The 22094-nt window shown below is 47.0% G+C and carries 30 protein-coding genes; 4 read left to right on the forward strand and 26 right to left on the reverse strand.

What is annotated here, in order from left to right:
- Positions 1-24: 24 nt before the first annotated feature.
- The 4 genes from efp to WFK81_RS13215 form a co-directional block, all read right to left on the reverse strand.
- Positions 25-585, reverse strand: a complete 561-nt coding sequence (gene efp / locus WFK81_RS13200) for an elongation factor P (RefSeq protein WP_132304492.1) — start codon at positions 583-585, stop codon at positions 25-27.
- A 37-nt stretch (positions 586-622) separates the two neighbouring features.
- Complete coding sequence (locus WFK81_RS13205; protein WP_336786870.1) at positions 623-1696, reverse strand: M24 family metallopeptidase; 1074 nt, start codon at positions 1694-1696, stop codon at positions 623-625.
- Between the two features lie 14 nt (positions 1697-1710).
- Positions 1711-2157: a type II 3-dehydroquinate dehydratase gene (aroQ, locus tag WFK81_RS13210; protein ID WP_015843886.1), complete on the reverse strand. Its 447-nt coding sequence runs from the start codon at positions 2155-2157 to the stop codon at positions 1711-1713.
- A 95-nt stretch (positions 2158-2252) separates the two neighbouring features.
- Positions 2253-2792 carry a YqhR family membrane protein gene (locus WFK81_RS13215; protein ID WP_336786871.1) on the reverse strand — a complete coding sequence of 180 codons (540 nt, stop codon included), beginning with the start codon at positions 2790-2792 and terminating at the stop codon, positions 2253-2255.
- 223 nt (positions 2793-3015) lie between these two features.
- Here WFK81_RS13215 and WFK81_RS13220 point away from each other — a divergent pair, with 223 nt between their 5' ends.
- Both WFK81_RS13220 and WFK81_RS13225 read left to right on the forward strand, forming a co-directional pair.
- Entirely contained in the window at positions 3016-3921 is a 906-nt protein-coding gene (locus tag WFK81_RS13220) for a DUF1385 domain-containing protein (RefSeq protein WP_442956064.1), read from the forward strand.
- A gap of 31 nt (positions 3922-3952) precedes the next feature.
- Complete coding sequence (locus WFK81_RS13225; protein WP_336786873.1) at positions 3953-4249, forward strand: hypothetical protein; 297 nt, start codon at positions 3953-3955, stop codon at positions 4247-4249.
- On the opposite strand, the gene WFK81_RS13230 is transcribed toward WFK81_RS13225, so the two are convergent.
- The gene (locus tag WFK81_RS13230) at positions 4243-5172 is read right to left on the reverse strand and encodes a patatin-like phospholipase family protein (RefSeq protein ID WP_336786874.1); all 930 of its coding nucleotides are present in this window, start codon (positions 5170-5172) and stop codon (positions 4243-4245) included. The two genes, WFK81_RS13225 and WFK81_RS13230, sit on opposite strands and share 7 nt — an antisense overlap.
- 146 nt (positions 5173-5318) lie before the next feature.
- On the opposite strand from WFK81_RS13230, the gene WFK81_RS13235 reads away from it, so the two are divergent.
- Entirely contained in the window at positions 5319-5945 is a 627-nt protein-coding gene (locus WFK81_RS13235; RefSeq protein ID WP_336786875.1) for a hypothetical protein, read from the forward strand.
- A 66-nt stretch (positions 5946-6011) separates the two neighbouring features.
- Complete coding sequence (locus WFK81_RS13240; RefSeq protein ID WP_336786876.1) at positions 6012-6557, forward strand: uracil-DNA glycosylase family protein; 546 nt, start codon at positions 6012-6014, stop codon at positions 6555-6557.
- Between the two features lie 407 nt (positions 6558-6964).
- Here WFK81_RS13240 and mntR read toward each other — a convergent pair whose 3' ends face one another.
- The 21 genes from mntR to dnaE form a co-directional block, all read right to left on the reverse strand.
- Positions 6965-7387: a transcriptional regulator MntR gene (gene mntR / locus WFK81_RS13245; protein WP_091188898.1), complete on the reverse strand. Its 423-nt coding sequence runs from the start codon at positions 7385-7387 to the stop codon at positions 6965-6967.
- A complete protein-coding gene (locus tag WFK81_RS13250) occupies positions 7344-9023 on the reverse strand; it encodes a recombinase family protein (RefSeq protein ID WP_336786877.1) in 1680 nt (559 codons plus the stop codon). Before WFK81_RS13250 ends, mntR begins: the two co-directional genes overlap by 44 nt.
- An 80-nt stretch (positions 9024-9103) precedes the next feature.
- Positions 9104-9292, reverse strand: coding sequence for a hypothetical protein (locus tag WFK81_RS13255; protein WP_336786878.1), 189 nt, complete (start codon positions 9290-9292; stop codon positions 9104-9106).
- Complete coding sequence (locus WFK81_RS13260) at positions 9285-9935, reverse strand: hypothetical protein (protein ID WP_336786879.1); 651 nt, start codon at positions 9933-9935, stop codon at positions 9285-9287. Before WFK81_RS13260 ends, WFK81_RS13255 begins: the two co-directional genes overlap by 8 nt.
- 20 nt (positions 9936-9955) lie before the next feature.
- Entirely contained in the window at positions 9956-10147 is a 192-nt protein-coding gene (locus tag WFK81_RS13265) for a WYL domain-containing protein (RefSeq protein ID WP_336786880.1), read from the reverse strand.
- Between the two features lie 4 nt (positions 10148-10151).
- The gene (locus tag WFK81_RS13270) at positions 10152-10709 is read right to left on the reverse strand and encodes a hypothetical protein (protein ID WP_336786881.1); all 558 of its coding nucleotides are present in this window, start codon (positions 10707-10709) and stop codon (positions 10152-10154) included.
- A 65-nt stretch (positions 10710-10774) separates the two neighbouring features.
- The gene (locus WFK81_RS13275) at positions 10775-11008 is read right to left on the reverse strand and encodes a hypothetical protein (protein ID WP_336786882.1); all 234 of its coding nucleotides are present in this window, start codon (positions 11006-11008) and stop codon (positions 10775-10777) included.
- Positions 11002-11211, reverse strand: a complete 210-nt coding sequence (locus tag WFK81_RS13280) for a hypothetical protein (RefSeq protein WP_336786883.1) — start codon at positions 11209-11211, stop codon at positions 11002-11004. The genes WFK81_RS13275 and WFK81_RS13280 overlap by 7 nt, the downstream gene beginning before the upstream one ends.
- Entirely contained in the window at positions 11202-13130 is a 1929-nt protein-coding gene (locus WFK81_RS13285; RefSeq protein WP_336786884.1) for an ATP-dependent helicase, read from the reverse strand. The genes WFK81_RS13280 and WFK81_RS13285 overlap by 10 nt, the downstream gene beginning before the upstream one ends.
- 176 nt (positions 13131-13306) lie before the next feature.
- Positions 13307-13810 carry an RNase H family protein gene (locus tag WFK81_RS13290; RefSeq protein WP_336786885.1) on the reverse strand — a complete coding sequence of 168 codons (504 nt, stop codon included), beginning with the start codon at positions 13808-13810 and terminating at the stop codon, positions 13307-13309.
- A gap of 133 nt (positions 13811-13943) precedes the next feature.
- Positions 13944-14168 carry a hypothetical protein gene (locus WFK81_RS13295; protein ID WP_336786886.1) on the reverse strand — a complete coding sequence of 75 codons (225 nt, stop codon included), beginning with the start codon at positions 14166-14168 and terminating at the stop codon, positions 13944-13946.
- On the reverse strand, positions 14169-14669 hold the full coding sequence (locus WFK81_RS13300; protein ID WP_336786887.1) for a dihydrofolate reductase: 501 nt from the start codon (positions 14667-14669) through the stop codon (positions 14169-14171).
- The gene (locus tag WFK81_RS13305) at positions 14657-14857 is read right to left on the reverse strand and encodes a hypothetical protein (protein WP_336786888.1); all 201 of its coding nucleotides are present in this window, start codon (positions 14855-14857) and stop codon (positions 14657-14659) included. The genes WFK81_RS13300 and WFK81_RS13305 overlap by 13 nt, the downstream gene beginning before the upstream one ends.
- The gene (gene thyA / locus WFK81_RS13310) at positions 14857-15648 is read right to left on the reverse strand and encodes a thymidylate synthase (RefSeq protein ID WP_336786889.1); all 792 of its coding nucleotides are present in this window, start codon (positions 15646-15648) and stop codon (positions 14857-14859) included. The genes WFK81_RS13305 and thyA overlap by 1 nt, the downstream gene beginning before the upstream one ends.
- A 13-nt stretch (positions 15649-15661) precedes the next feature.
- Positions 15662-16246, reverse strand: coding sequence for a hypothetical protein (locus WFK81_RS13315; RefSeq protein WP_336786890.1), 585 nt, complete (start codon positions 16244-16246; stop codon positions 15662-15664).
- A 14-nt stretch (positions 16247-16260) separates the two neighbouring features.
- Positions 16261-17361: an ATP-dependent DNA ligase gene (locus tag WFK81_RS13320; RefSeq protein WP_336786891.1), complete on the reverse strand. Its 1101-nt coding sequence runs from the start codon at positions 17359-17361 to the stop codon at positions 16261-16263.
- The gene (locus WFK81_RS13325; protein ID WP_336786892.1) at positions 17351-17578 is read right to left on the reverse strand and encodes a hypothetical protein; all 228 of its coding nucleotides are present in this window, start codon (positions 17576-17578) and stop codon (positions 17351-17353) included. Before WFK81_RS13325 ends, WFK81_RS13320 begins: the two co-directional genes overlap by 11 nt.
- Positions 17579-17610: 32 nt before the next feature.
- On the reverse strand, positions 17611-19140 hold the full coding sequence (locus WFK81_RS13330) for a helix-hairpin-helix domain-containing protein (protein WP_336786893.1): 1530 nt from the start codon (positions 19138-19140) through the stop codon (positions 17611-17613).
- A 4-nt stretch (positions 19141-19144) separates the two neighbouring features.
- On the reverse strand, positions 19145-19720 hold the full coding sequence (locus tag WFK81_RS13335) for a 3'-5' exonuclease (protein ID WP_336786894.1): 576 nt from the start codon (positions 19718-19720) through the stop codon (positions 19145-19147).
- A complete protein-coding gene (locus tag WFK81_RS13340; protein ID WP_336786895.1) occupies positions 19717-19917 on the reverse strand; it encodes a hypothetical protein in 201 nt (66 codons plus the stop codon). The genes WFK81_RS13335 and WFK81_RS13340 overlap by 4 nt, the downstream gene beginning before the upstream one ends.
- Positions 19908-21764, reverse strand: a complete 1857-nt coding sequence (gene dnaE / locus WFK81_RS13345) for a DNA polymerase III subunit alpha (RefSeq protein WP_336786896.1) — start codon at positions 21762-21764, stop codon at positions 19908-19910. Before dnaE ends, WFK81_RS13340 begins: the two co-directional genes overlap by 10 nt.
- Between the last annotated feature and the right edge of the window lie 330 nt (positions 21765-22094).

The raw sequence follows: 22094 nt of genomic DNA on the forward strand, positions 1-22094 counted from the left end.
TTCGGGCGGCTTGTCTTCTATTTGCTAAGCACGGGAGATGTATTTGCCTTCGCGGGTATCGATCAGCAGTACGTCGCCTTCGTTGATGAACAGTGGAACTTGAACGTTCAGGCCTGTTTCGACTTTAGCATTCTTAGTCGCGCCTTGCGCAGTGTTGCCTTTAACGGCTGCGTCTGTCTCAACAACTTTCAGCTCAACGCTGTTCGGCATTTGGATACCGATGATTTCGCCTTGGTAGCTGGAGATGTTAACGTTCATGTTTTCTTTCAGGAAGTTCAGTTCCCACTCGAGCTGTTTTTTGTCCAGGCCGAACTGGTCGTAAGTTTCGTTATCCATGAAAGTATATTCCTCGCCGGAATTGTACAGGTATTGTACTTCGCGGTTCTCAATGATTGCGCGGCCGATTGTTTCGCCCGCACGGAAAGTTTTCTCAACAACGTTGCCGTTGCGGAGGTTTCTCAGCTTGGAGCGTACAAACGCCGCGCCTTTACCTGGTTTTACGTGCTGGAACTCGGTAACCGAGAAAATATCGCCGTCCACTTCGACGGTCAAGCCTGTTTTGAAATCGTTAACTGAAACTGTCACTTCAAATTCCCTCCTGAAATAGCTGCTTTAATAGTCCTTAACCCAGAGTAATGAATTGTTTCGGGGATGAGGTTAATATTTTAATACCGGATTCCGTAATGACGATATCGTCCTCGATCCGCACCCCGCCAAAGCCGGGGAGATAGATGCCGGGTTCAACCGTCACCGTCATTCCGGGGGTTAAAATCGTATCGCTGTTTCTTGCAAGTCGCGGATACTCGTGAATTTCCATGCCGAGTCCGTGGCCTGTGCTATGGCCAAACTTGTCGCCATAACCGTACTTCGTGATGATATCGCGGGTAAGCGCGTCGGCCTCATGGCCTGTCATGCCCGGGCGAATGTTCTCGAGAGCGTGAAGCTGGGCTTCGAGCACGATGTCATAAATTTCGCGATGCTTATCGGTAGGAGTTCCAACGACAACCGTACGGGTGAGGTCGGAGCAGTAGCCTTTGTAATAAGCGCCGAAATCTAGCTTTACAAACTCATTATTGCCAATAACCCGCTCGCTAGCCACGCCATGCGGCAGCGCGGAGCGTTCGCCGGACGCAACAATCGTATCGAAGGAGGATGAAGTTGCCCCATGGCTCCTCATATACATCTCCATCTCAAGCGCAACGTCGCTTTCCTTGACGCCGGGTCTTATGATCTTCTGCACATGCAGGAACGTTGCGTCGGCCAGATCAGCCGCTTCCTGCATAATTTGCAGCTCCGCGTCGTCTTTAATCATCCGCAGGTTCTCGACAAGACCGGATACCGGCGTCAGCTTGATATCGCCTAAAGCTTCGCTCCAGGCTGCGTATTGGCTGTAAACGACCTGATCCTGTTCGAATGCCGCGCTGCGGATTCCTTTGCCTGCCAGCAAGTCGCGAATATCCCCGATGACTTTCGATCCATGTTCGATCACCTGGAAAGAAGGCGCCTGCTGAGGTGCCTGGGTCATGTAGCGGAAGTCCGTAAACAGAAATTGCTCCTGCTCGGTGATAACAACCGTTCCGGACGATCCCGTAAATCCGCTGAGATAACGCCGGTTATGCTCGCTTCCGATAATGATCGCTTCAAGGTTTTGCTTCGCCATCACTTGTCTCAGCCGGTTAACTCTTTCGAGTGTCATCTTAAGCTCCCCTTTCACGCCGCACCATTTTGAAGCTTTGCAACAAGCGCGGCAAGTCCAAGCTCGTAGCTTTGACCGCCAAAGCCTGCGATTTGGCCAATTGCCACCGGCGCAATGACCGATACATGACGGAATGATTCACGTTTATGTATATTGGACAGATGAACCTCGACAACAGGCAAAGCAACCGTGCTTAACGCGTCTCTGAGCGCATAGCTGTAATGCGTTAACGCACCCGGGTTAATGATTATACCATCCGCCTGTCCAAATGCGCTATGTATCCTGTCAATAAGGGCACCCTCGTGATTGGATTGGAAAAAATCCAGCTCCACGTCGAGCTGCAAAGCTTGTTCGCGCAATTTCGCTTCGATCTGGGCCAGCGTCTCTGTGCCGTAAACACCAGGCTCACGTACGCCAAGCATATTTAAGTTAGGCCCGTTCAAAACAACAATTCTAAGCAATTTCGCACCTCCCAATCAGCGAAAGTCTTGCAACTAGCCAAAGATCATTAGCCATTTTACCACATATGACCGCTTCTTGAGAAGTCGTAACCTGCTTAATGCGCGCCCATAGGTTCCCTGGACGCTTCATCGGTAAATTCGAAAGCGATGGAATAGCCGATAAAGAGCCCCCATAAAAGGAATATGCATAACTCGGAGAATAGCGTGTTCCAGCCTGCAACCGTGATTTGACGGGACATCCCAAGCACCGGACCAAGCAGCAGAAATATGACCGCCCACCAGGCAAGTCCGTACAATACGCCTGGCCAAGGTCCTCTCAGCCTGCCTAACAGTACTTTATACAGCAGCGCCGCAAGTACCGAAAATACGATATAGCTTGCAATGCCAATAACGATTCCCCAGCCCGTCTTTAAATAAGAAGACTTAAAGAACGGGTCGGCTAACAATCCCGGCAGCTCAATCGTAAATTTCATCTCGTAAAAGAGCCAGCGGATGATTCCCCAAATCAGTCCGGCAAATAGCCCGATCATGCTGCTGAACAGCCAAGGGTTCGTATGATGCCCGCCGTATTCGCTTTTGCGACGACCGTGGCTTTTCTTGCCATTATCGATTTCTTTTTCACTTGTTGCTGCCATGCGTAGGCCTCCATTCCTTATCCGCTTGAAGTCTTCTCCTAGTATGCAACTTTAACCCCTCGGATAACCAACATGATGGCGTTGGCAAATCCATTTGCGATCAAGTACAATAGATTCATACCTTTCGTCACCTGATCGGGACGATACTATTAAGGAAGGTGACAAGCTCTTGTCTCAAAACACTACAAGCATTTACGGCGGACAAGCTGTGATCGAAGGCGTCATGTTCGCAGGCAAGCATGTAAATGTAACCGCTGTACGCAGAAAAAACGATGAGATCGTTTTTTACGAGGTGCCCCGCACGACGCAGCGGTGGATCCAAGTACTTAAGAAAATCCCTCTCGTCCGTGGTTTTGTCGGGATTATTGATTCCAGCGCCAAAGGCTCCCAGCATTTGAATTTCTCCATGGAGGCTTATGCGGAGGACGAGACATCGGATATGTCAGAAGCGGAAAAAGCCGCCGCCCAGAAAAAAGAAAAGTCCGGCTGGAGCTTGGGCATGATTGTAGGCGTTGCCGCCGCAGGCGTTATCTCCTTTATATTCGGCAAGCTGCTTCTGACCGCGGCACCGGCAGCGATTGAAAGTTTGCTGTTCGAGAATGTATTCGAGAACAAAGTTGGTCATAACCTGTTAGAAGGACTTATTAAACTCATCATGCTTCTTGCTTATTTGTATCTCATGTCGATGACACCCATTATCAAACGGCTGTTCCAATACCATGGCGCCGAGCACAAGGTCATCAGCGCATACGAAGCCGGCGAGGAGTTAACGGTCGCCAACGTTCAGAAGTACAGCAGGCTTCATTACCGCTGCGGCAGCAGCTTTATCATTTTTACCGTTATCGTAGGGGTTATCATTTATTCCCTTCCGATTTTCGAATGGCACAGCATTTGGGAACGCGTCTACATCCGGATTTTACTTCTGCCGGTTACCTTGGGGATCTCCTATGAAGTGCTGCGCTGGACTAACGCCCTGCGTGATGTACCGGTATTGCGCTATCTGGGCTACCCTGGCTTGTGGCTTCAGCTTCTTACGACAAAAGAGCCCAAAGATGATCAAGTCGCCGTATCCATAGCTTCCTTCAACCGGATGCGCGAGCTCGACAATCAAATGAGCATCAAAGCTTAAATCCATTCCAACATAAAGGACAGGTGATATTATGCCGCGGAGATGGAACGCATCGTCAATTATCGTGCTGACGTTACTGGCAATCGGGATTTTGTACGGAGTCGGACAGCATCTTACGTCGTTTCTAATTCCCATCATTGTGCTGGGCGGCATTTTCCTGCTGTATAAATATCCGCCTAACACATGGGGCTCCCGTGTCCGGGTCAGACAGCAGCCTTATGTAAAACAGACCAGAACGACACCCCGGCAAAAGCCGAAATCGCGCCGGGCGCCGTTCCGCGTTATCGATGGCGGCAAAGATGACGATGACGTTCCGAAGTATCACTGACGGAAGCCTTCGAAAAACTGCGTTGCTGCCTTGAAGCCGGACTGGAACAACTTTTCCGTCATTCCTTCAGGCAGATGGAATTGAGTGGTCCGGATACCTAGAGTAGGAATTTTAACCGTCCGGTCGCGTGCATATTTCTTAATGTAGCGCTCGTCATGGGCTTGCATCATCGTCTCGAATATCGCTTCAAGCATTGTCAACGGACCGCGTATTTCATGCGGTTCGTTGTCGTTTTTACCGACCATTTGGAAGCCTACCGTCGGAACGGGATTTGTTCTTCCGGCCTGCTCCTTATCGAACAGCCACAATGGAAAATTGCTTAACAGCCCTCCGTCCACAATATAAGCCTGGTGAAGCTGCGCTTTCTCTCTCCCCTTATTCGTTAAGGAATGAAGCTTCGAGTAACGGATTACGACAGGGTCAAAGAAGTAAGGAATGCTGGCACTCATCCGTACCGCCCGGGCAACGCTGAGTTTTTTCGGATCCAAGCCGTAAATCTTTATATCCTCCGGCAGGACAAGCAATCTCCCGTTCGTAATATCCGAAGCTACGATTCGAAGCTTGCATTCCGGCAAATCCCCAAACGTTTTTATTCCCTTTGCCTCCAGCAGGCCGGACATCCAATATTCCAGCGCTTCGCCGCTGTAAAGCCCCTTTTTGATAAGCACTCTTAATGCCGGACTGATCACCTTCAGATTAAAAATAAACGACCTTTTAAGAAATGAAGAGAACGGCGTATTCTCCACGATCCGCTTGATGTCAAGACCGCTGTAATTCGCCGCTATCAGCGCAGAGATAATGGCCCCGCTAGACGTCCCCGCCACTTGGTTAAATTGAATCCCCTGCATCTCCGCAGCCCTGACCGCTCCAGCCAGCGATATTCCCTTCACTCCTCCGCCTTCGAACACCGCGTTGATCTTCACTCCCGCATCCCCCGGACAACGGAAGCAGTGTCAAATCCGGCTTCCATCAGAAGTATATATGCGAGGGAGAATTGTCTACATGTTAGCGTTGTGAGAAAATATAGCGAAGAACCATTTTACCCTGAAAGCTGATAGGAGCTGTAAATATGGCAAACATACATGCAGTCATAACCAATCCTTACTTTAAGCAGCCCCCTTGGCTGCCGGAAGTTAACTATAAAGATACGATTTTTCTATCGAGGCACTCCACAACAGAAGATGCTGTACTCTTTCTGACGTTGTTATGCGGGTATATCGATATCGATATTGAACAGAAGCCCAAGAAGGTTTTTAAGCAGCTTATTAAAAGGGATGAAGTTCCAATAAGCGGGGGAATCGCTTTTGCAGACAAGGAACGCCTAATAACTCCAAGCTGCTGCTGCGGGCTGGAAGATTGGCAAGAGGTATACAAATCGGTACTTGGCAGATCAAGTCCATGGCTTGGTCATGATCCCTACCCTTCCATTGAATACGAAGATGATACCGTAAAAGTCTGGTCCGATGATTTTTCGGGGAAATGGAATACAGAGATGTCTGAGGAAAAGAGAGGAGCCATGTTCAGCATCTCGTATAAATATGATGAACTTGTCTCTATGTTAAGATCCGTTCGCACGGATCTATTGGATTTTTACAAGTATTCCTTTGAGCCGACCTTTCATATGGCTGGGGAGAAGCAACTGCGAAAGTTATTCTCTCAATACTGCAAATGGTTCAAATTAGAAGATACTATATAGACATCGGAGATTAGACAAATGGGCTTCCATGAATTAAAAGAACAAATAATCAGTTGCCGGGACTGTGTGCAGAAGTTAGGATATACTCCTCTTCCCGTCTTCCACGGAAAAGCGCACTCGAAGATCATGCAGATCGGCCAGGCTCCCTCTAAAAAGGTGCATGAGAGCGGTCTGCCGTTTAACGACCCTTCGGGAGCTAAGCTGAAGTATCAATGGTACCGGATTACGGACGAAATTTTCTACAATGAGGATAACTTCTATATGACGGGGCTCGCCCATTGCTTTCCCGGCAAGCATCCTAAAGGCGGAGACAATCCTCCGCCGCTTGCTTGCGCGAATAAATGGCTCGCCCAAGAGATGGATATGGTGGACAACGAAATCTATATCGTCATCGGTGCCAGAGCCGCTAAATATTTATTTCCGAAAGAAAGTTTTGAAGACTTGGTTCTCAAAAACTATCGGATTAACGGCAAACCAACCATCGTGTTCCCCCATCCTTCGCCGTTAAATGTGAGATGGTTCAAAACCCATCCCTCGTTCGAGGAGAAAAGAGTTCCCGAGGTTAGAGAGATGGTCTGGGATGTTCTTGGGCTAAAAGAAACCGATATTTAGATTGTATTTAGTGCAGCCTATTTATTCCTGCACACCCTATTCTAAAGGTTTTATTTTACTTTCATTGCAAAATCATACAAGGTATCCAACTGTGATCATATACTAAACAGCCTTACGGCAGCCGGCCGGGCTTCGGCTGCCTCCCAGTCCCCCTCCCCCCAAAAAGCCCGCCGATATCGCGGCGGGCTTTTTGGGTTGTCTGCGGCGGCCGCCGGCGCGCCGGGGCTAAGGGGTATCTCCTGGAGGAGCGTAGCGTCCGCCTTTGTCTTTCCTTTGCCACCTTGAACAACTTAATTCGAGGCAAAGGAAGGACAACAGCGGCTGTAAGGAGATACCCCGTGCCCCAAGCCCGATTCCGGCCGCCCCCCAAGGGCAATTAAAAAAGCCCGCCGCAAGCGGCGAGCTTTTCATTCCGTTTCTAGTTCAGTCCGGATCCCTCTCAGCTCGTCCAAGCGAGATGGCTCACGGTTAAAGTATTCAACCAAGGTCTCGATACATGTAATTGAATCCCAGCTCAAATGATGTTCGATGCCTTCTACATCGCGGTAAATGTTCTCTTCCTGTACGCCGATAATCGTCAGGAACGACTCGAGTAAATGATGGCGGTCTACTAGCCGTTTGCCCATCTTTTTCCCTTTGCTTGTCAGAACAAGCCCGCGGTATTTCTCGTAAATCAAGTAATTGTCTTTGTCCAGCTTCTGAATCATCTTGGTCACAGATGAAGGATGCACCTCAAGCCCTTCGGCTATATCCGATACGCGCGCATAGCCCTTTTCATCAATAAGCTTATAAATACGTTCCAAGTAGTCTTCCATGCTCGGAGTCGGCATCGTTGTGGCTATACCCCCCTACAATCGCCTTTTCTAAAGGTATGATTAGTGAAATATCAATCTCATCCTTTTTGAAGTGCAATTCTTTTATAATTCTTGATAACATCATTCTCTTCGTATCCACATCGGCACTGTCATACTTGTCAGCCCAACCATCCATCTCAAACATTACACGATGATAGTTGCTTAATTCAAGTCCGACTTCCCCGATCTCCGCTTCAAGCTTTTTAAGCTGCTCATTCTTGGATGCGATCAACTTCTCCTGCTCAAGCATCATCTCTTCGACTACCTCAGCACTCATATTGCTTTGACCAAGCTCAACCTTGACTCGCAAAGACCGGATACCCTTGAGGTCTTGATAGTTCTCCTCCAACTCTTTCTTAAGCTTGTCGATGGTCTGCTTCTTTGTGACAACTATGTCCTTCTGGTACTTGTTGATCTCATCCATAAACAAGTCCTTGTCTATTCTTGAGATGAAGTCCTTGACGATAGCTTCAACCTGTCCTTCGTATTTCTTGTAGCCAAAGTGAATAGCCACATGAGCAGAGTCTTTAAGTTGCTTGCCTTCTTTACAGAAATACTTTGACTTATGGTATGTCGATGTTTCACCGTTCGCCAATGTATTGTACCCTTTGTCGTGCTTTACGTAAAGCTTTTTGCCGCAGTATCCACACTTGGCTATGCCACTAAGTAGCAGCTTGGATTTCCGAGGAGTGGAACTGTCCACCTTAGACACTCCGGTCATTTCAAGTCTTCTCGTTGTTATGATATCCTGCACCTTCTGAAAGTCTTCTTGGCTTACAATGACCAGCTCCTCATTGAACGGCTGGAGCTTGACCTTGCTCATGTCTACATGAGTTTCGTCTTTGTAATAGCCATACCTCCTAAAGCCACAGACAATAGGATTCCTCAGAATGCGAGAGATCGTAGCATCTCTCCACACAGTTCCTCTTCGAGTGGGATGCTGGACTAGATTCTCCGGTTCATTGAGCCACCTAGCGATCATAGGAGCACCATAGCCTTTTGATAAGGCAAGGTCGAAAATAACCTGTACAGTCTTAGCTTCGCTTGGACTGACTCGTAAGTCCTTTATATTCTTATCCTTCTTAGGATGCTTAATTCCGGTGTCGTAAACCTCATATCCATATGGAGGAGCACTGCCAGTCCACATGCCTTCTTCGTTGAGTTGGGATATCTTCTCCTTAACCCGAACAGAAGTTTTGATAGATTCACCGGATGCTTGCCAGAAGGTAATATAGTTTGTGAGGCTGTCCACATGACTCTCGAAAGTCCGTTGTCCCTCCATGACAGACCATACCTCAATGCCTTGCTTGACGAACCATTCAACGATGAACGGTGTCTCTTCATGCTTCCGTCCGAGCCTGTCATACATCCACACAAGCAGTACATCGAACTCTTTGTTGATCGCACCTTGTTTGATCTGCTCAAGTTTATCCCGTTGCGAAGCAGATTTCTTGAACCCAGACACACCTAGCTCGGAGAACTCTCTTGTTAGCTCCCAATCTGGCTTACTGTCGATGAATGCACGACAAGCGTTCTTCTGCATTGGAACATCATCTTTCTCAACCTGACGATCTGTTGATACACGATATAGATTCCACACTCGCTTTTTCATAGGGTGGTATTTCCTCCTCAATAGGTAGAAAAAGTCATACCCCCATTATAAGAGGTATGACTATTTTTGGCAATGAACATTTACAGACAACCCTTGACGAAAAAGTCCTTCACCGCATTGATACCTTGCTCATGTTCCTGCTTACATCCGGACACATTAATGTTGATCTTGAATCCTGCTTTGTTCTTCTCAATGGAGAGTCGCTTCGAGCCATCCTCGTTCTCTACCAGATCGTAAACCTCCCCAGCAACTAGAGTCTGCTTAGGCACTGGTCTCCACCTCCGAGTCGGAAAGGAGGAAGCTGACCCAATCCTTAAGAGCCTTCAAACTTTCTGTCTTGATATACCCTTGCTTGATATATGTTAAGACTGCGGATTCAATGAAGTGTGTGATGTCATAACGGAAATGTTTCACCTTCCGTTGGTGTGGAATCAGTACACCGATCTTCTCGCAGTCAGCTTGGCTTATGCTGGACTTACCTGTCGCCACCGCATACTCAGTGAAGTCATGAATGTGAATGAAATATGTCACTGCTGGGACTGTCTTCGATCTCAATTCACGCTCACGGAAGTTAATAACAAACCCAGCTATGATTCCATCGTATGCGGCGGCTTCAATCAGTTCTCTGACTTGGTTCGCCTTGATCATGACTTGACCTTTGGCTTCCTTCGGCTTCTTCCAAGGTGTGTTCGGATAGAAGCTGACCGATGCCCCTTTTGTGCTCTTCAACTCCAAGAGCCACAGGAATGGCATTGTGTGTTGTATCGCATCACATGGATTCTCCGGTGTGAAACTGGCTCCCTGGCCTTGAATCCACTTGGCTCCATCACGAAGCCTCATATAAAAGTAAGGGGTTTTGGCATAGCTGCCTTTCCAGTCCTCTTCAAACTGCTTACCCTCATTTGCGCTCATCTCGTCTCGTCTCCTCTCAGCTAAATAAATCGAATGATGTCTTTCATTGCAAAGCTTCTTAGCTCGCACCTATCTTCATCCCAAGCTTGCATTATCCATTGCTCCTCTAAGTGGTATGCAGTTACTCCCCAAAACACTCTCATCGGAAACACTTTGCGAATGGCGATATCACCTCGCCAGTTCTTGTATTCAAACTGCAACGGCTCTCCCATGCCCTTAATACCTCCTCATGTTCTCTTTGATCGTCTTGAAGTCCCAACCCATTGCTTCCTTTAAAATGTGCTCGATGTAAGGGCGATACTGATGGGAGTCGAATCGAACATGAGTCTCCATATAAGACCAGTCGTCAGAAGGATGCTTGTAGTGCGTTGCATTGATATAAGCCCTGTTACCATACCGGTCACCGCCCAGAGTCCTCACACAGAGCTTGGTGAATTTGTGTCCGTTTGGAACCCACGCATAGTGGTGTCTATGGAAGCTTCCGTCAGCATCTCTTTTCCCATTGTCTTCGATCAGATAGAGAATGCCTCCGTGATGATGAAATCTAGTGTGGTCATGTTTGTACATGCTTCTTGGAATCTGCATCTCAACACCGTCAACAATTCTTGTTTTCAGAACGGCTGACCTTCTGCGCTCCTCTTCTTGAATCTTGGTGTCAATCTCTCTGACCACTCTTGCGATAGCACCTTTGGCTTGCTTGCTCTTCACGATCTCGTAGTCAGCCATCAGAGCGGTATGGTCTTCACGAAGCTTATCCAACTCTTTGTCTTCCATATAAGAGCCTCCTAGATCGCAACCCATGAACACGCAGTTCATGTGTTGCGATAGTATGTTATGTTTTATTGTATTTCCTCGATATCATCTGTGCAGAAACAATCGGAGAAACCTAAGATCACCTTGTTCTTTCTGTCGAAAGCTTTTTCTTTGGTCTTGTAGCTGCCGACGATCATATCAAAACCTTGACCACCATTTGCATCACCATCAAACTCAACCTTGACACGAACTTGAAACCTCTCAGGAAGACAAAGCTCCTCTACCGGCTTGATGTGTTGGATATAAACCTTCGCTACCATTTAATCTCCTCTTTCTCAACAATAACTGTGTGTCTGCGAATCATATTAAACAGGTTGCGAAGCTCAACAATTTCTCTGTCAGTCACCGGATACTGATACGACCCCTCTGTAACTAAGTGAGTTCGCTTAAGCTCCGGTTTCGCCTCCATGATCTCAATAGCGCGTTTCATTTCTTGTATTAGCAACAATGTTTTTACAGCCATGCAAAATCCTCCTTCGCTTGTTCCTTATTCGCCTTGATAAGCTCCTCAATAAACATTGAGGCTCCGCATTCCTTCTGTTGGTAGTTGACGCAGAAGCTAATGTATAGCAGCTTCTCAGCCCTCGTCATTGCAACATACATCAAGCGGCGTTCCTCTTCGATATCTGCATCAGATACAGCATTCCGGTGAGGAAGTAACTCTTGACCGACACCAGCCACAAAGACCACTGGGAACTCAAGTCCCTTACTGCGGTGAATCGACATCAACTTGATCTTGTTCTCATCACCCTTATTCTCGTTCTTCCTGTTGGCAACAGTGTCGATATACTCAAGGAAGTCTTTCACATCAGGGTATTTGTGGGCGGCAGACATGAGGGAGTTGATATTCTCAAGCCGATCATTCTCAGTCTCCTCACCATCATTGCCACTGTCGTCTTTGATAAGCCAGTTGTCATAGTCCGTTTCATCTCGAATCATACGGAACAATTCTGCTGTCGAGCATTCCGCATCGTGAATCCGTTGAAGGAGCATGTATAGCGGCTTGGCACCTTGGTATCTCCACTCACTGCTCACCGGAGCTTTCAACAGAGCTTCATGTAGGCTTATGCCATATCGGTTAGAGTAAACATCAATCGCATCAGCAAATGCTTTGCCAAGGAATCTATTCGGAGTGTTGATGATACGCTTGAGTGAATCATCGTCATTCAGATCAACCGCTAACCGGAGATAAGCCAACATGTCCTTGATCTCTTTCCGGTCATAGAAGTTTGCCGAGCCGAGAACCACATATGGGAGTTTCGCTTTGATCATTGCTTCCTCCAATGCGCGAGACTGAGCATTCGTCCGGTACAAGATTGCAAAGTCCTTCGGCTGATGTCCGTCCATCATATGGGTCACGATCTCATCAGTGATGATCTCAGCCTCTTCATCCTCATCGAACGCCGTCACGATCACTGGGTCTTTATATCGAGCCTTGCTTGCGATAGTCTCAATCGGAACTTGCTTCGTGTTGTTCTTAATGAGGCGATTCGCCCACTCAACAATGTTTGCTGTCGAGCGATAGTTAATGTTGAGCGGAATCATTTCAGCATCCCAGTCCTGTTTGAAGTTGATGATGAGATCAACGATTGCAGACCGGAATCCGTAGATCGACTGCTTGTCGTCGCCTACCACGAAGATGTTTCGATGCTCTCCACAGATCAAACGAAGAATCTGATCTTGCGCTCGGTTCGTGTCTTGGTATTCGTCAACAAGCACATAGCGGAATCTCTCTCGACATCTGCCGAGGAACGATGGACTAGACACAAGCTTGTCATATGCCAAGATGAGCATGTCGTCAAAATCAATCTTGTTGTCGATCTTCTTCCGCTTCTCATACTCTTTGTACATCTTGCGGAGTTTGTCTTCCATGAACTCCATACCTTCTGGCATCTCAAGTGTCTCGTCTGGATGTATGAGGCTGTTCTTCTGCCGTCCGATAAACGACAGCCCAGCCCTCGGTTCGATCTGCAAGTTAAGTCCGTATGGGAACTTCTGACTTGGTGGAGAAATGATCTCTTTCATGACCTTCTTCGACCACCAGTCCGGTGCGATATCGGCATTCTTGAGATTGTTGTTTTCTGCTCCCCACTCTTCCTTAAGCAACCGGAAGAATACTGAGTGGAATGTTCCGAGTGTGACAAGCTCTGCATCCATGCCGATCAGTGATGCAAGTCTGTCTTTCATTTCCTCTGCCGCTTTCTTGGTGAAAGTCATCGAGAGGATTTCTTCCGGTCGGACACCGTTCTCGATCAAGTTTTGAATCCGGTGTGTCAGGACTCTCGTCTTACCAGAGCCAGCACCAGCGATAACAACACATGCTCCGTCTTTGTGAAGCACTGCCTTTACTTGGTTCTCGTTAAAGCCTTTTAGGTTAGGCAATTCTTTTCTCTCCTCTCAACTCTTGGACACCCTCTACTTATGAACATCGTGTTCACATGTGTCAAACTCATTTGATTCAACCGCTCTAATCACCTGACTGTAAGCCCATGAGATATCTTCGTTCATAGCAGAGAATCGTTCAGTTTCCAACCATTTGATCAGTTTGTCTTTATCCATCATAACCACGCATGTTCCGGTTGATGGTTTCCAGCAAATTCTTTCATGGTGTCTCTCGCCTTGGTAGCCAACTTGTCTGCCCGTTTGTTGAAGCGAGCCGACTCAGCTTGGTTCTTGTCGTCGTGAGCCTTTACCCAAGTGAAGTCAATGTCGAAGCCCAATGTAATGAGAAGCGTTATTAATTGGTCGATCTCTTCCCATTTGTCAAAGTTGGACTTCCTCTGCCACGAACCATCCTTCTTGAGAGTTTCTACGATGAGGTTGCTGTCAGAGAAGAACAGGACTCTCGAATCGGATTCATACAAGTGTTTAGTGTGTACGATATGTTGCAACGCTTGTATAACTGCCTCCATCTCCATCCTGTTGTTCGTCGTGTCTGTCGCACCACCAGCATGTTCAAACTCGCTCTTGCCTTCCGTGTCGAACATCACGAATGCCCAGCCGCCCAACCCTTTGTGAACCCCACTGCTTGTACAAGCTCCGTCCGTGAATACTTTAATCACCGACAATCACCCCTTCTACATGAACTACTTCTTCATCAATAAACGACATAATGAAAACCTCCAAAGTGAAAAATAGGGAGAGCGCAAGCCCTCCCAATTATTATAGTATGTTATGTTGTATTAAGTCAATCATTTATTTTCCAGACTTTTCAATCTTAACCTTCGTACCACCGCCACGAATCGCGAAGCTGATCGTCAAAATAATAGAGAACAACACCCAACAGAAATAGTATCCGGTTTCTGTCATATGAACACCGAACAATTCATTCGCTCCGTTGATGACCAGTGTGTCAAATCCAAAAAGCCCTAGAATCCAAGCAGCGAACAAGCAGAAGGCAATTCTAATCATTGTAATCATCTAGTCAACATTCCTTTCAAATTCCATAATGTAGTGCGTGAACTCGTTATCAGCGTCCATCTCATGCCGTTCTGTCTTCGTACACTTCCATTCCTTCCCCATCGAGTCCAAAGGGAACCAGGCATCAGCTCCTTTGATATAGGTGATCACATGTGTCATATAGACTCTCTTGGCGAACGGAAGGAACTGCTCGTATATCTGCTGACCACCGATCACGAAAACCTCTTCTTCTGATTCAGCGTAGAGTCTAACGAGATCATTGAACGACCAACAGCTCTCAATATGTTTGGTCATGGAAATAGAAATGCCTCTCGTCAGAATGATATTTTTCCTGTTCGGAAGTGGGAAACCTATGGACTCATATGTCCTCCGTCCCATGATCACCGTGTTGCCGGTTGTCTTCTCAACAAAATGCTGCATATCATTCTTGAGCTTCCAAGGGAGGGCATTACCCTTACCGATGGCTCCATTAGTGTCACATGCTACGATTATCGAAAGCATTGGGAGATTGACACCGCCTTTTCTTTATTAATGAACTCCACAGTGGCATTGTTCACCTGAGTCCAGCCTTCTTCAATTGTTGATTCAAGCTCCTCAAACCTTTGAGCCTCGTACTGACACTCGAAAGCCTTGATCTCCAAGATGTCGTTCACAATCCGGTAATAGTAGAAGTGTAGTTGTTGTCCCATTAGACAGCCACCTCCATTCCTTCAAGCTTGCCAGCATTTTGGTATCCGATAAGCTTAAAGCTCTCCGGTGTGAAGTCGTAGAAGTTTTTGATGTCTGGGTCGATCTCAAACTTAGGTGCTGGGTAGCAATCGTTCTCAAGCTGTTTGTTCAGTGCCTCCAAATGATTCTCATAGATGTGGGCATTCGTCATCGTGTGCCAAAGTTGGCCGACCTTGAGTCCGGTCACTTGAGCGATCATATGAACCAGCACAGCATACTGTGTGAAGTTGAATGGAACACCAAGTCCGAGATCGGCACTGCGCTGAACCAGTTGACAGTTGAGGAAGCCGTCCTCGACATCCCAGATCGTCTGGAAGGCACATGGACGGAGGTTCATATGTGGCAAGTCCTCATTGTTCCACAGACTCATGACCATGCCGCGATCCTGCGGATTCCTCTTCAAAGTGTGGATGAGCTTGTCGATCAAGTGGAACTTCTTCACTTGGTAACCATACGCCTTACCGATCGTGCCGTCCTTCCCTTCCCATTCATTCCAGACCTTCACACCGTACTTCTCACGGAGAAAGTTAACATTGTTGCTCTGGTCTTGGTAAATCCAAAGCATCTCTTTGACGGCTGTCTTGAAGCCTACCTGCTTGCTGGTCAGGATAGGAAACTCCTCTCTCAGATCGAACCGGAAGTCTCCTCCGAAAAGTTTCTTTGTCGGGATACCCGTTCTGTTCTGTGCATAGTATCCATAGTCGATCACTCGACCTACTAGATCAAGATACTGCTGGTCTGCCATACTCATTGTTCATTCTCCTTTAGTTGATTAAATTTACATCCACAGACAACTTCACGATTGCTGGGAGCATAGCCTCTGGGGCAATCTCCCCAACATCGACACCAAGCTCGGTAAGGACGGCTACAGCTTTCTTAGCCGACGACTGACTGACAATGATGCGCTCGATCTCGCTCTTGAGAATTTTCAAGTCTGCGATAGACTGCAAGATCGACTTAGTTTCAGCAACAGCCTTCATTTGCAGCTCATAGATTTCATTGTTGTCAGCCACAAATTTCTTATCTGGGTTCTTAACGGAGTAGTTGATCGTTCGTTTTATTTCATTCTTCAAGGAAATCCCCATATTGGATGTCTTGTTGAGGTAGGTTACCGTATGGGCAAGACCAAGGTTTGTCGAGGTGAAATTGAATCTGCTAACTGCATTTCCAACCTCTTCGGCAAACTTGTCAGCCTTGTTCTCAATAACTCGGAATTGAATCATCTCATCAAGCACTGGGTCACACACTTCATCAATCTTGTCCTTGAAATCACATTCAAGCTGTGCGAGTTTCATTTTATATCTCGCTTCCATGTGTTTCTTCAAAGCGTCCTTTGTCAATGTGGTCATCTTCTCATCTCTCCCTATTCGAAAATTTTCTCCCATGTGCAATCCTGCACTGGAATGTCATCACGCCAGCGAACAAACACCGGATGTCGTAGCGCGCCATCACCGACCATCATACATTTGACAGCGATAGGTTGCCCGATAAACTTGTCAGGGTTAGCCTTGATCTCTTCACAAATCGCATGAGACAGACCGGACGACACCGTTCCGATATCGACGATCTTGGCGTCTTTCATTGCACCAATGCGAATGGCACCAATCCATCCCTTGGCATAAGGCTCGGAGACTGGGAGATATCCTAATTGAATTGCTTCTCGGCTAGGCGTAATAGACATCTCGTTCGGTGCGACCAATTTACCAGTGTTCTCGTCCAGCCAGTATTGCCAAGTCTCATACTCTTCACCTTTGTATTCCTTCGTTGGTTGTTCATAGCCGGTACAAATAACATCATGATCGTCTTCGATCTTGAACTTAATCCAGTTCCAAGCTGGCTTCTTATTGGGGACATACAACCCGTCAACCTTCTTGAGAATCATACCTTCTTCACCGGATTCAAGCGCATGGTCGATCTCATAGTTCAAGTTCCTGCGAATACTGTAAGCGAACTCCATGAAGTCAGGTACAACTAAAGCCCTGTCAGCAACCAACCATTCAAGTAAGGTGTATCGCTCCAAGTTGGTCTTCTTGGTCAAGTCCTCACCGGACAACATGATGATGTCGTGCATGTAATAGTGAATCAGTCCATGCTCACCGTTCTGCCGCTCGACAGCCTTCTCAGGAAGACAGCCCATGATCTTCGTTACATCCTTACTCGTACCATACGGATAATAAATCTCTCCGATAATGATTGTGCTGTTTGGCAGCTTAGAATCAAGGAACTGAATGATGTGCGGAACATTCGCAGACTTCTCGCTGAGATGTCCGGTTTCGACAGATGGAACCCGACTGAACAAGAAGCAGTTGCCGTCAGCATCCTTCTCAAACATGTACCAGTAGCCATCCTTCTTGATCTGACCGAAGTAGTCACCGCTGTTGGCAACCGTATCCTTCATGTGCTCCTTACCCTTTGGAAGCTTCCAAGCTTTCATTGCTGGGATTTCAAGTGATTTACCGTACATTCTCATCAGACTCCTTTAAAATATTTACTTGCTCAAGCAAAATATTTACTGCGGATTCTGTAGCTTCTTCGTCTGTCATGCTGTCATATTTGCCAACCGCTTTTTCGATACACTCTATACTATCTGGTGGTAATATTTGATCGAGTTTTACACCTTGGTTCTCCATCCACGCTTCAAATGCACCAATAATAATCAATGCCTTAAGTTCCTCATTCACTTCATGACCACTCCTCTTGTGAACATCGTGTTCTAAAGTTGTGTTTCTTTATATTCATCCAAAGTCATCATGCCGTTGAGTATCATTGCCTCGCCTTGCTTCTTCCCTCGGATAACTACCATTGCACCCTTCGTAAGCTTGTCACGGAACTGCTCCCACTTCGTATTGAATACTGTGACCTCACGAACACCGTCTTGAGTCTCGACTGACAGGAAAGCCATCTCAGCCCCAGCCGATCTGCCGCGCTTAACCTTCGTCTTACCAAGCTTGATGATCGTTCCACCGACAAGAGCCTTCTCGTCTTCGTCTTCAATGTCATCCCAAGGTTTGAACTCAATCCCCTCGAATGGGTTCCCAGACAGATGGTATGAAATAGTTTCATACTCCCATGAGAAGATGTTGCCTCCCATAACATTCTCATCCCATTCCTGGGCATGTTGCATAGCTCTCCACTTGTTCCATCTCTCAAGGCAAAGCTCTTTGTCGGTCGCCTCTGCACCTCTGACGATGTTAGCAGCTACAAGCTTCTCGATATGAGTCTTGTTGACACCAGAGACAGGTTTGATGTCATCGGCTTTAGTTCTAAACCGGAATTCACCATAGAGCTTAAGCAGTTCAACTCTCTCTCTCTTTGTGAAGTCGAAAGCCCCAGATTTAATGAGAGCAATAACAACTGTCTTATTGATGCTTCCATCTGGGTGTGCTCGCTCCAAGAAGTCCTCAAAGCTATTGAAAGGTCTAAGCCGCTGGATTGTGTCTACGGCATTTTGACCAACTCCCTTGATGAGATTCATGCCGTACAGGATTCCTTCCGGAACTGCTGTGAACCAATCTGTTGATCTGTTGACATCTGGGTTGAGGACATTGATACCGTTCTGCTTGGACTGATAGATGTAGTATCCGACCTTCTCATAGTTCGTGCTTCCATTCTCTTTCTTCTGGTTGGAGATCAGAGAACACATGTATGGGATGTCATAGTTCGCCTTGAGGAAAGCTGTCTTGAATGTCAAGATCGCGTACCCTGTACTGTGTCCCTTGTTGAACATGTAGCCGCCCATCTTCTCAAGGAAGTCAGCAAGTTTGTTAGCGATGTCCTCGTCATACCCATTCTGGATAGTCCGGTCACGGAACTTCTCAGCCTCTGCTTTAACGAGCTTCTTGTCCTTCTTGCCGATACCCTTACGGAACTTGTCGGCTTCGGCATCACTGTACCCACCGAACTTCTTTGTGATCGCCATGACCTGTTCTTGGTAGATCATGCAGCCATATGTCTTCTCCAAGATCGGAATAAGGTCATCGTGCATGTAACTGATCTCTTCTAGTCCATTCTTGCGTCGAATGAAATGCTCAAGTTCGCCCATTGTATCTGGACGGTACAGAGCCAGAATCGCGATTAAGTCCTCCATACATCTTGGCTGAACTCGGCGACATGTATCGGTCATCCCTGCACCCTCGATCTGAAACACGCCGCTTGTGTTCCCAGCACAGATCATGTCCCATGTCGCCTTGTCATTGAAATCGAGGGTTGCGACATCGAGATGCTTCCAATGTGGCTTTGCCATGATCTCACCCCTTCATTAGTTTCATTGCCTTCTCGAATACTTCAATGCTGGCTAGGATGTCACTCAGAGCCGTGTGAGCCTTCTTGTTGTCCACGCCAAAGTATTCAAACGCGCCTTGGCTTGTACAAGCCTCAACCGGAATCTTGCCAGCGATATGCAAGCCCCACAGTAGACTCATGATGTCGAGCGTCCGGTGGCTGATATACTTCTGCATCGGAGTATGGTAGTGATCGAATAGCTGATACTCCATGAAAGACTTGTCAAAGCCAACATTGTGACCGGACAGAATTGGTCGATCAGCTTTCGTCTCGATCTGCCCGAACGATCTCTCGATAAAGCTGACAATGCGATCACACGCCTCATGGTCGTAGAGTCCTTTGATGTGAACCTCATTAAGCACATCAAGTTGGTTGATCTTCATTGCTTCTTCTGTTAGTTCGTAATGATCGTTTTTTACATAAAACTCATCTGCCGCGATCATCCCTTTACCAACCTCGTAAGACACAACAGCCAATTGGAGCAAGCTGTGCCTGCGAGGGTCAAGCCCTCCAGTTTCCGAATCAGTGAACAAAATTCTCATAGCCAAGGTAGCTCCTCTTCTTTTAATTTGAAGTGTTCCTTCATTAACTTTTCTTCCTTGCTAAAGTTACGAAGGCAAGACATATCATCTTTGGTCATCATCTTTTCATCGAAAGAGTAGATTGCTCCCTCGGAGAACAATACGCTACCTTGAACTGAGCGAATTTTTTTGACGCAGACATAATCGCTTACAGCCAAGGCAATTCCTCCTCCATCTCTTGCTCATGGTAGATAGCATGAAGCTCTGGGAAGCGATCAAGCATTTCTTGTTCGTGCTTCTCGGCAAGTTCCTTCTCCTGTTGTGGGTAGCAGCAATGACAGTCCTCCCAGATCGCATCCATAGCGTCAGAGACAATATCCAAGGTGTTGATACCCAAGGCATCCATCTTGACCAGACCAACCTTCTCAACATCCTTCATGTCAAGCTGAGTGATGATGTCACCATCACTGCTCAGAGCCAGAGCGGTAAACTCAGACATGTCACGATCAGATGGACAGATGACTACGCCACCAGCATGAACGGAGATTGTACGAGGAAGATTCTCAAGACGCAGTGCATATTCAAACAGCTTCGGATACTTCTCTTGGTAGACGCGAAGCGTTGCGTTCTTCTCAAGCGCATACTCCAATAGTGTCACACCCTTCGGAAGCTCAAGACCAACATCGTCAGGCACATACTTCTTGATCTCAGTTGTCTCTTTGTAGGACAGACCGAACACCTTCCCTACAGCATCGATAATCGCCTTAGCTTTCAATGTGCCGAAGGTACAAATCTGAGCCACATTGTCAAAGCCATACTTCTCACGAAGGATGTTGACGGCATCAGACTTTCTGGAAGACTGAATATCCATATCGATATCGGGAAGCTCTACCCTCTCAAGCGTCAGGTAACGAGAGAAGTTGAGGTCGTACACAATCGGGTCAACATTTGTGATCTCAAGGAGATAACACACAAGGCTGTTGTCGGCAGAACCACGACCATCACCAAGGTAGATGTCTCGGTTGCGGCATTCCTCAAGGAAGTCTGCAACGATGAGATGATAACCAGCGAAGCCCTTTGGTATCATGACATCTAATTCTTCTTCAACCCTCGCCAAGTAAACAAGTTGGTCATCGAATGGTTTGAGGTCGATCTTCCGTTTCTTGAACCCTTCTTGAACTTTGTGGCGAAGGTACGCTCCTTCATCTGCGAATGGTGCAGGTATTGGAAAGTGAGGAAGATAAGCTTTACCCATCTCAATCTCGACATTGCACATGTCAGCTATTTTCTGGGTGTTTGCGACTGCCTCAAGAGCATTGGCGAACCCAATATGGTCATCAAGAATGTCAAACACTTCATCCTCAGATTTAAGCCAGCAGTCCTTGTAGACTTCGTTCGACCGATCTTGGCTGATCTGAATGAAGACACCGTGTAGCTCATGGTCATCTTCTCGTAGGAAATGGACATCTGTTGTAGCCACAAGCGGAACTCCGACGACCGGAGATAACTCAGCAAGCTTCTGATTGACCTTCTTTTGTTCTTGGCTTGTCGCACCTTGCACCTCCAAAAAATAATCCTCGAAGGTATTTTTGAATTTATATATCGCCTCGATGATCTGTTCGTCAGGATAATCCTTAAGAATCATCTTCGGAATAGTCGCACCCAAGCAAGCCGATGATACGACCAACCCTTCCTTGTACTGCTCAAGAATCTCCCAGTCAACTCGCGGCTTATAATAGAAGCCTTCGCTGAACCCAAGGCTGACAATCTTCAACAGGTTCCGATATCCGATCTTGTTCTTCGCCAACAGGATGAGATGATCGTATCGACTGGTGGAATCCTTAACCTTGACATCATCGGTCACATAAACCTCGCAACCCATGATTGGCTTGATTCCTTCTTCAAGACACGCCTGGTAGAACTTAATGCTGGATGTCATCATGCCGTGATTAGTGATGGCGATAGCTGACATACCAAGTTCCTTCGCTCTCTTGGCAAGCTCTTCTGGACGATTTGTGCTGTCAAGCAAGCTGCCAAGTGCATCGTGAACATGTAAGTGTATCAAAAACCTCTCCCCTTTCTCTTAAATTCCCTTTCGAGCCACCACTTAAAATGAGCCCAATACCAGCCAAGCAACTCTGTCTTTGTTGCAGGTTCTTGGTAGCTACCATACGCCCAATAGTTGACCTGCTTATAGCATCTGGCACAGTGAATTGACTCCTCACAGACTGTATAGTCAATCCTGTCTTGAACTTGATACACAGTGTCTTTACAGCCACAATACGGACAAGAAAGTAAGTTGAACTGATACCACCAATACTTGATCTTTTTGATCAACTCTATCACCTCCCCTCAAAGCCATTTGTTATGTACTTTTTGGTGTCCACCGGAAACC

The sequence above is a fragment of the Paenibacillus sp. MMO-177 genome, from assembly GCF_037147795.1.
Lineage (GTDB): Bacteria > Bacillota > Bacilli > Paenibacillales > Paenibacillaceae > Pristimantibacillus.

What these genes read in the sequence shown, in the direction of transcription:
- WFK81_RS13205 (WP_336786870.1), bottom strand. Translation starts at nt 1,696, where the DNA reads ATGACACTCGAAAGAGTTAACCGGCTGAGACAAGTGATGGCGAAGCAA.
- WFK81_RS13215 (WP_336786871.1), bottom strand. Translation starts at nt 2,792, where the DNA reads ATGGCAGCAACAAGTGAAAAAGAAATCGATAATGGCAAGAAAAGCCAC.
- WFK81_RS13220 (WP_442956064.1), top strand. Translation starts at nt 3,016, where the DNA reads ATGTTCGCAGGCAAGCATGTAAATGTAACCGCTGTACGCAGAAAAAAC.
- WFK81_RS13225 (WP_336786873.1), top strand. Translation starts at nt 3,953, where the DNA reads ATGCCGCGGAGATGGAACGCATCGTCAATTATCGTGCTGACGTTACTG.
- WFK81_RS13235 (WP_336786875.1), top strand. Translation starts at nt 5,319, where the DNA reads ATGGCAAACATACATGCAGTCATAACCAATCCTTACTTTAAGCAGCCC.
- mntR (WP_091188898.1), bottom strand. Translation starts at nt 7,387, where the DNA reads ATGCCGACTCCGAGCATGGAAGACTACTTGGAACGTATTTATAAGCTT.
- WFK81_RS13250 (WP_336786877.1), bottom strand. Translation starts at nt 9,023, where the DNA reads ATGAAAAAGCGAGTGTGGAATCTATATCGTGTATCAACAGATCGTCAG.
- WFK81_RS13260 (WP_336786879.1), bottom strand. Translation starts at nt 9,935, where the DNA reads ATGAGCGCAAATGAGGGTAAGCAGTTTGAAGAGGACTGGAAAGGCAGC.
- WFK81_RS13265 (WP_336786880.1), bottom strand. Translation starts at nt 10,147, where the DNA reads ATGGGAGAGCCGTTGCAGTTTGAATACAAGAACTGGCGAGGTGATATC.
- WFK81_RS13270 (WP_336786881.1), bottom strand. Translation starts at nt 10,709, where the DNA reads ATGGAAGACAAAGAGTTGGATAAGCTTCGTGAAGACCATACCGCTCTG.
- WFK81_RS13275 (WP_336786882.1), bottom strand. Translation starts at nt 11,008, where the DNA reads ATGGTAGCGAAGGTTTATATCCAACACATCAAGCCGGTAGAGGAGCTT.
- WFK81_RS13280 (WP_336786883.1), bottom strand. Translation starts at nt 11,211, where the DNA reads ATGGCTGTAAAAACATTGTTGCTAATACAAGAAATGAAACGCGCTATT.
- WFK81_RS13295 (WP_336786886.1), bottom strand. Translation starts at nt 14,168, where the DNA reads ATGATTACAATGATTAGAATTGCCTTCTGCTTGTTCGCTGCTTGGATT.
- WFK81_RS13300 (WP_336786887.1), bottom strand. Translation starts at nt 14,669, where the DNA reads ATGCTTTCGATAATCGTAGCATGTGACACTAATGGAGCCATCGGTAAG.
- WFK81_RS13305 (WP_336786888.1), bottom strand. Translation starts at nt 14,857, where the DNA reads ATGGGACAACAACTACACTTCTACTATTACCGGATTGTGAACGACATC.
- thyA (WP_336786889.1), bottom strand. Translation starts at nt 15,648, where the DNA reads ATGAGTATGGCAGACCAGCAGTATCTTGATCTAGTAGGTCGAGTGATC.
- WFK81_RS13315 (WP_336786890.1), bottom strand. Translation starts at nt 16,246, where the DNA reads ATGACCACATTGACAAAGGACGCTTTGAAGAAACACATGGAAGCGAGA.
- WFK81_RS13320 (WP_336786891.1), bottom strand. Translation starts at nt 17,361, where the DNA reads ATGTACGGTAAATCACTTGAAATCCCAGCAATGAAAGCTTGGAAGCTT.
- WFK81_RS13330 (WP_336786893.1), bottom strand. Translation starts at nt 19,140, where the DNA reads ATGGCAAAGCCACATTGGAAGCATCTCGATGTCGCAACCCTCGATTTC.
- WFK81_RS13335 (WP_336786894.1), bottom strand. Translation starts at nt 19,720, where the DNA reads ATGAGAATTTTGTTCACTGATTCGGAAACTGGAGGGCTTGACCCTCGC.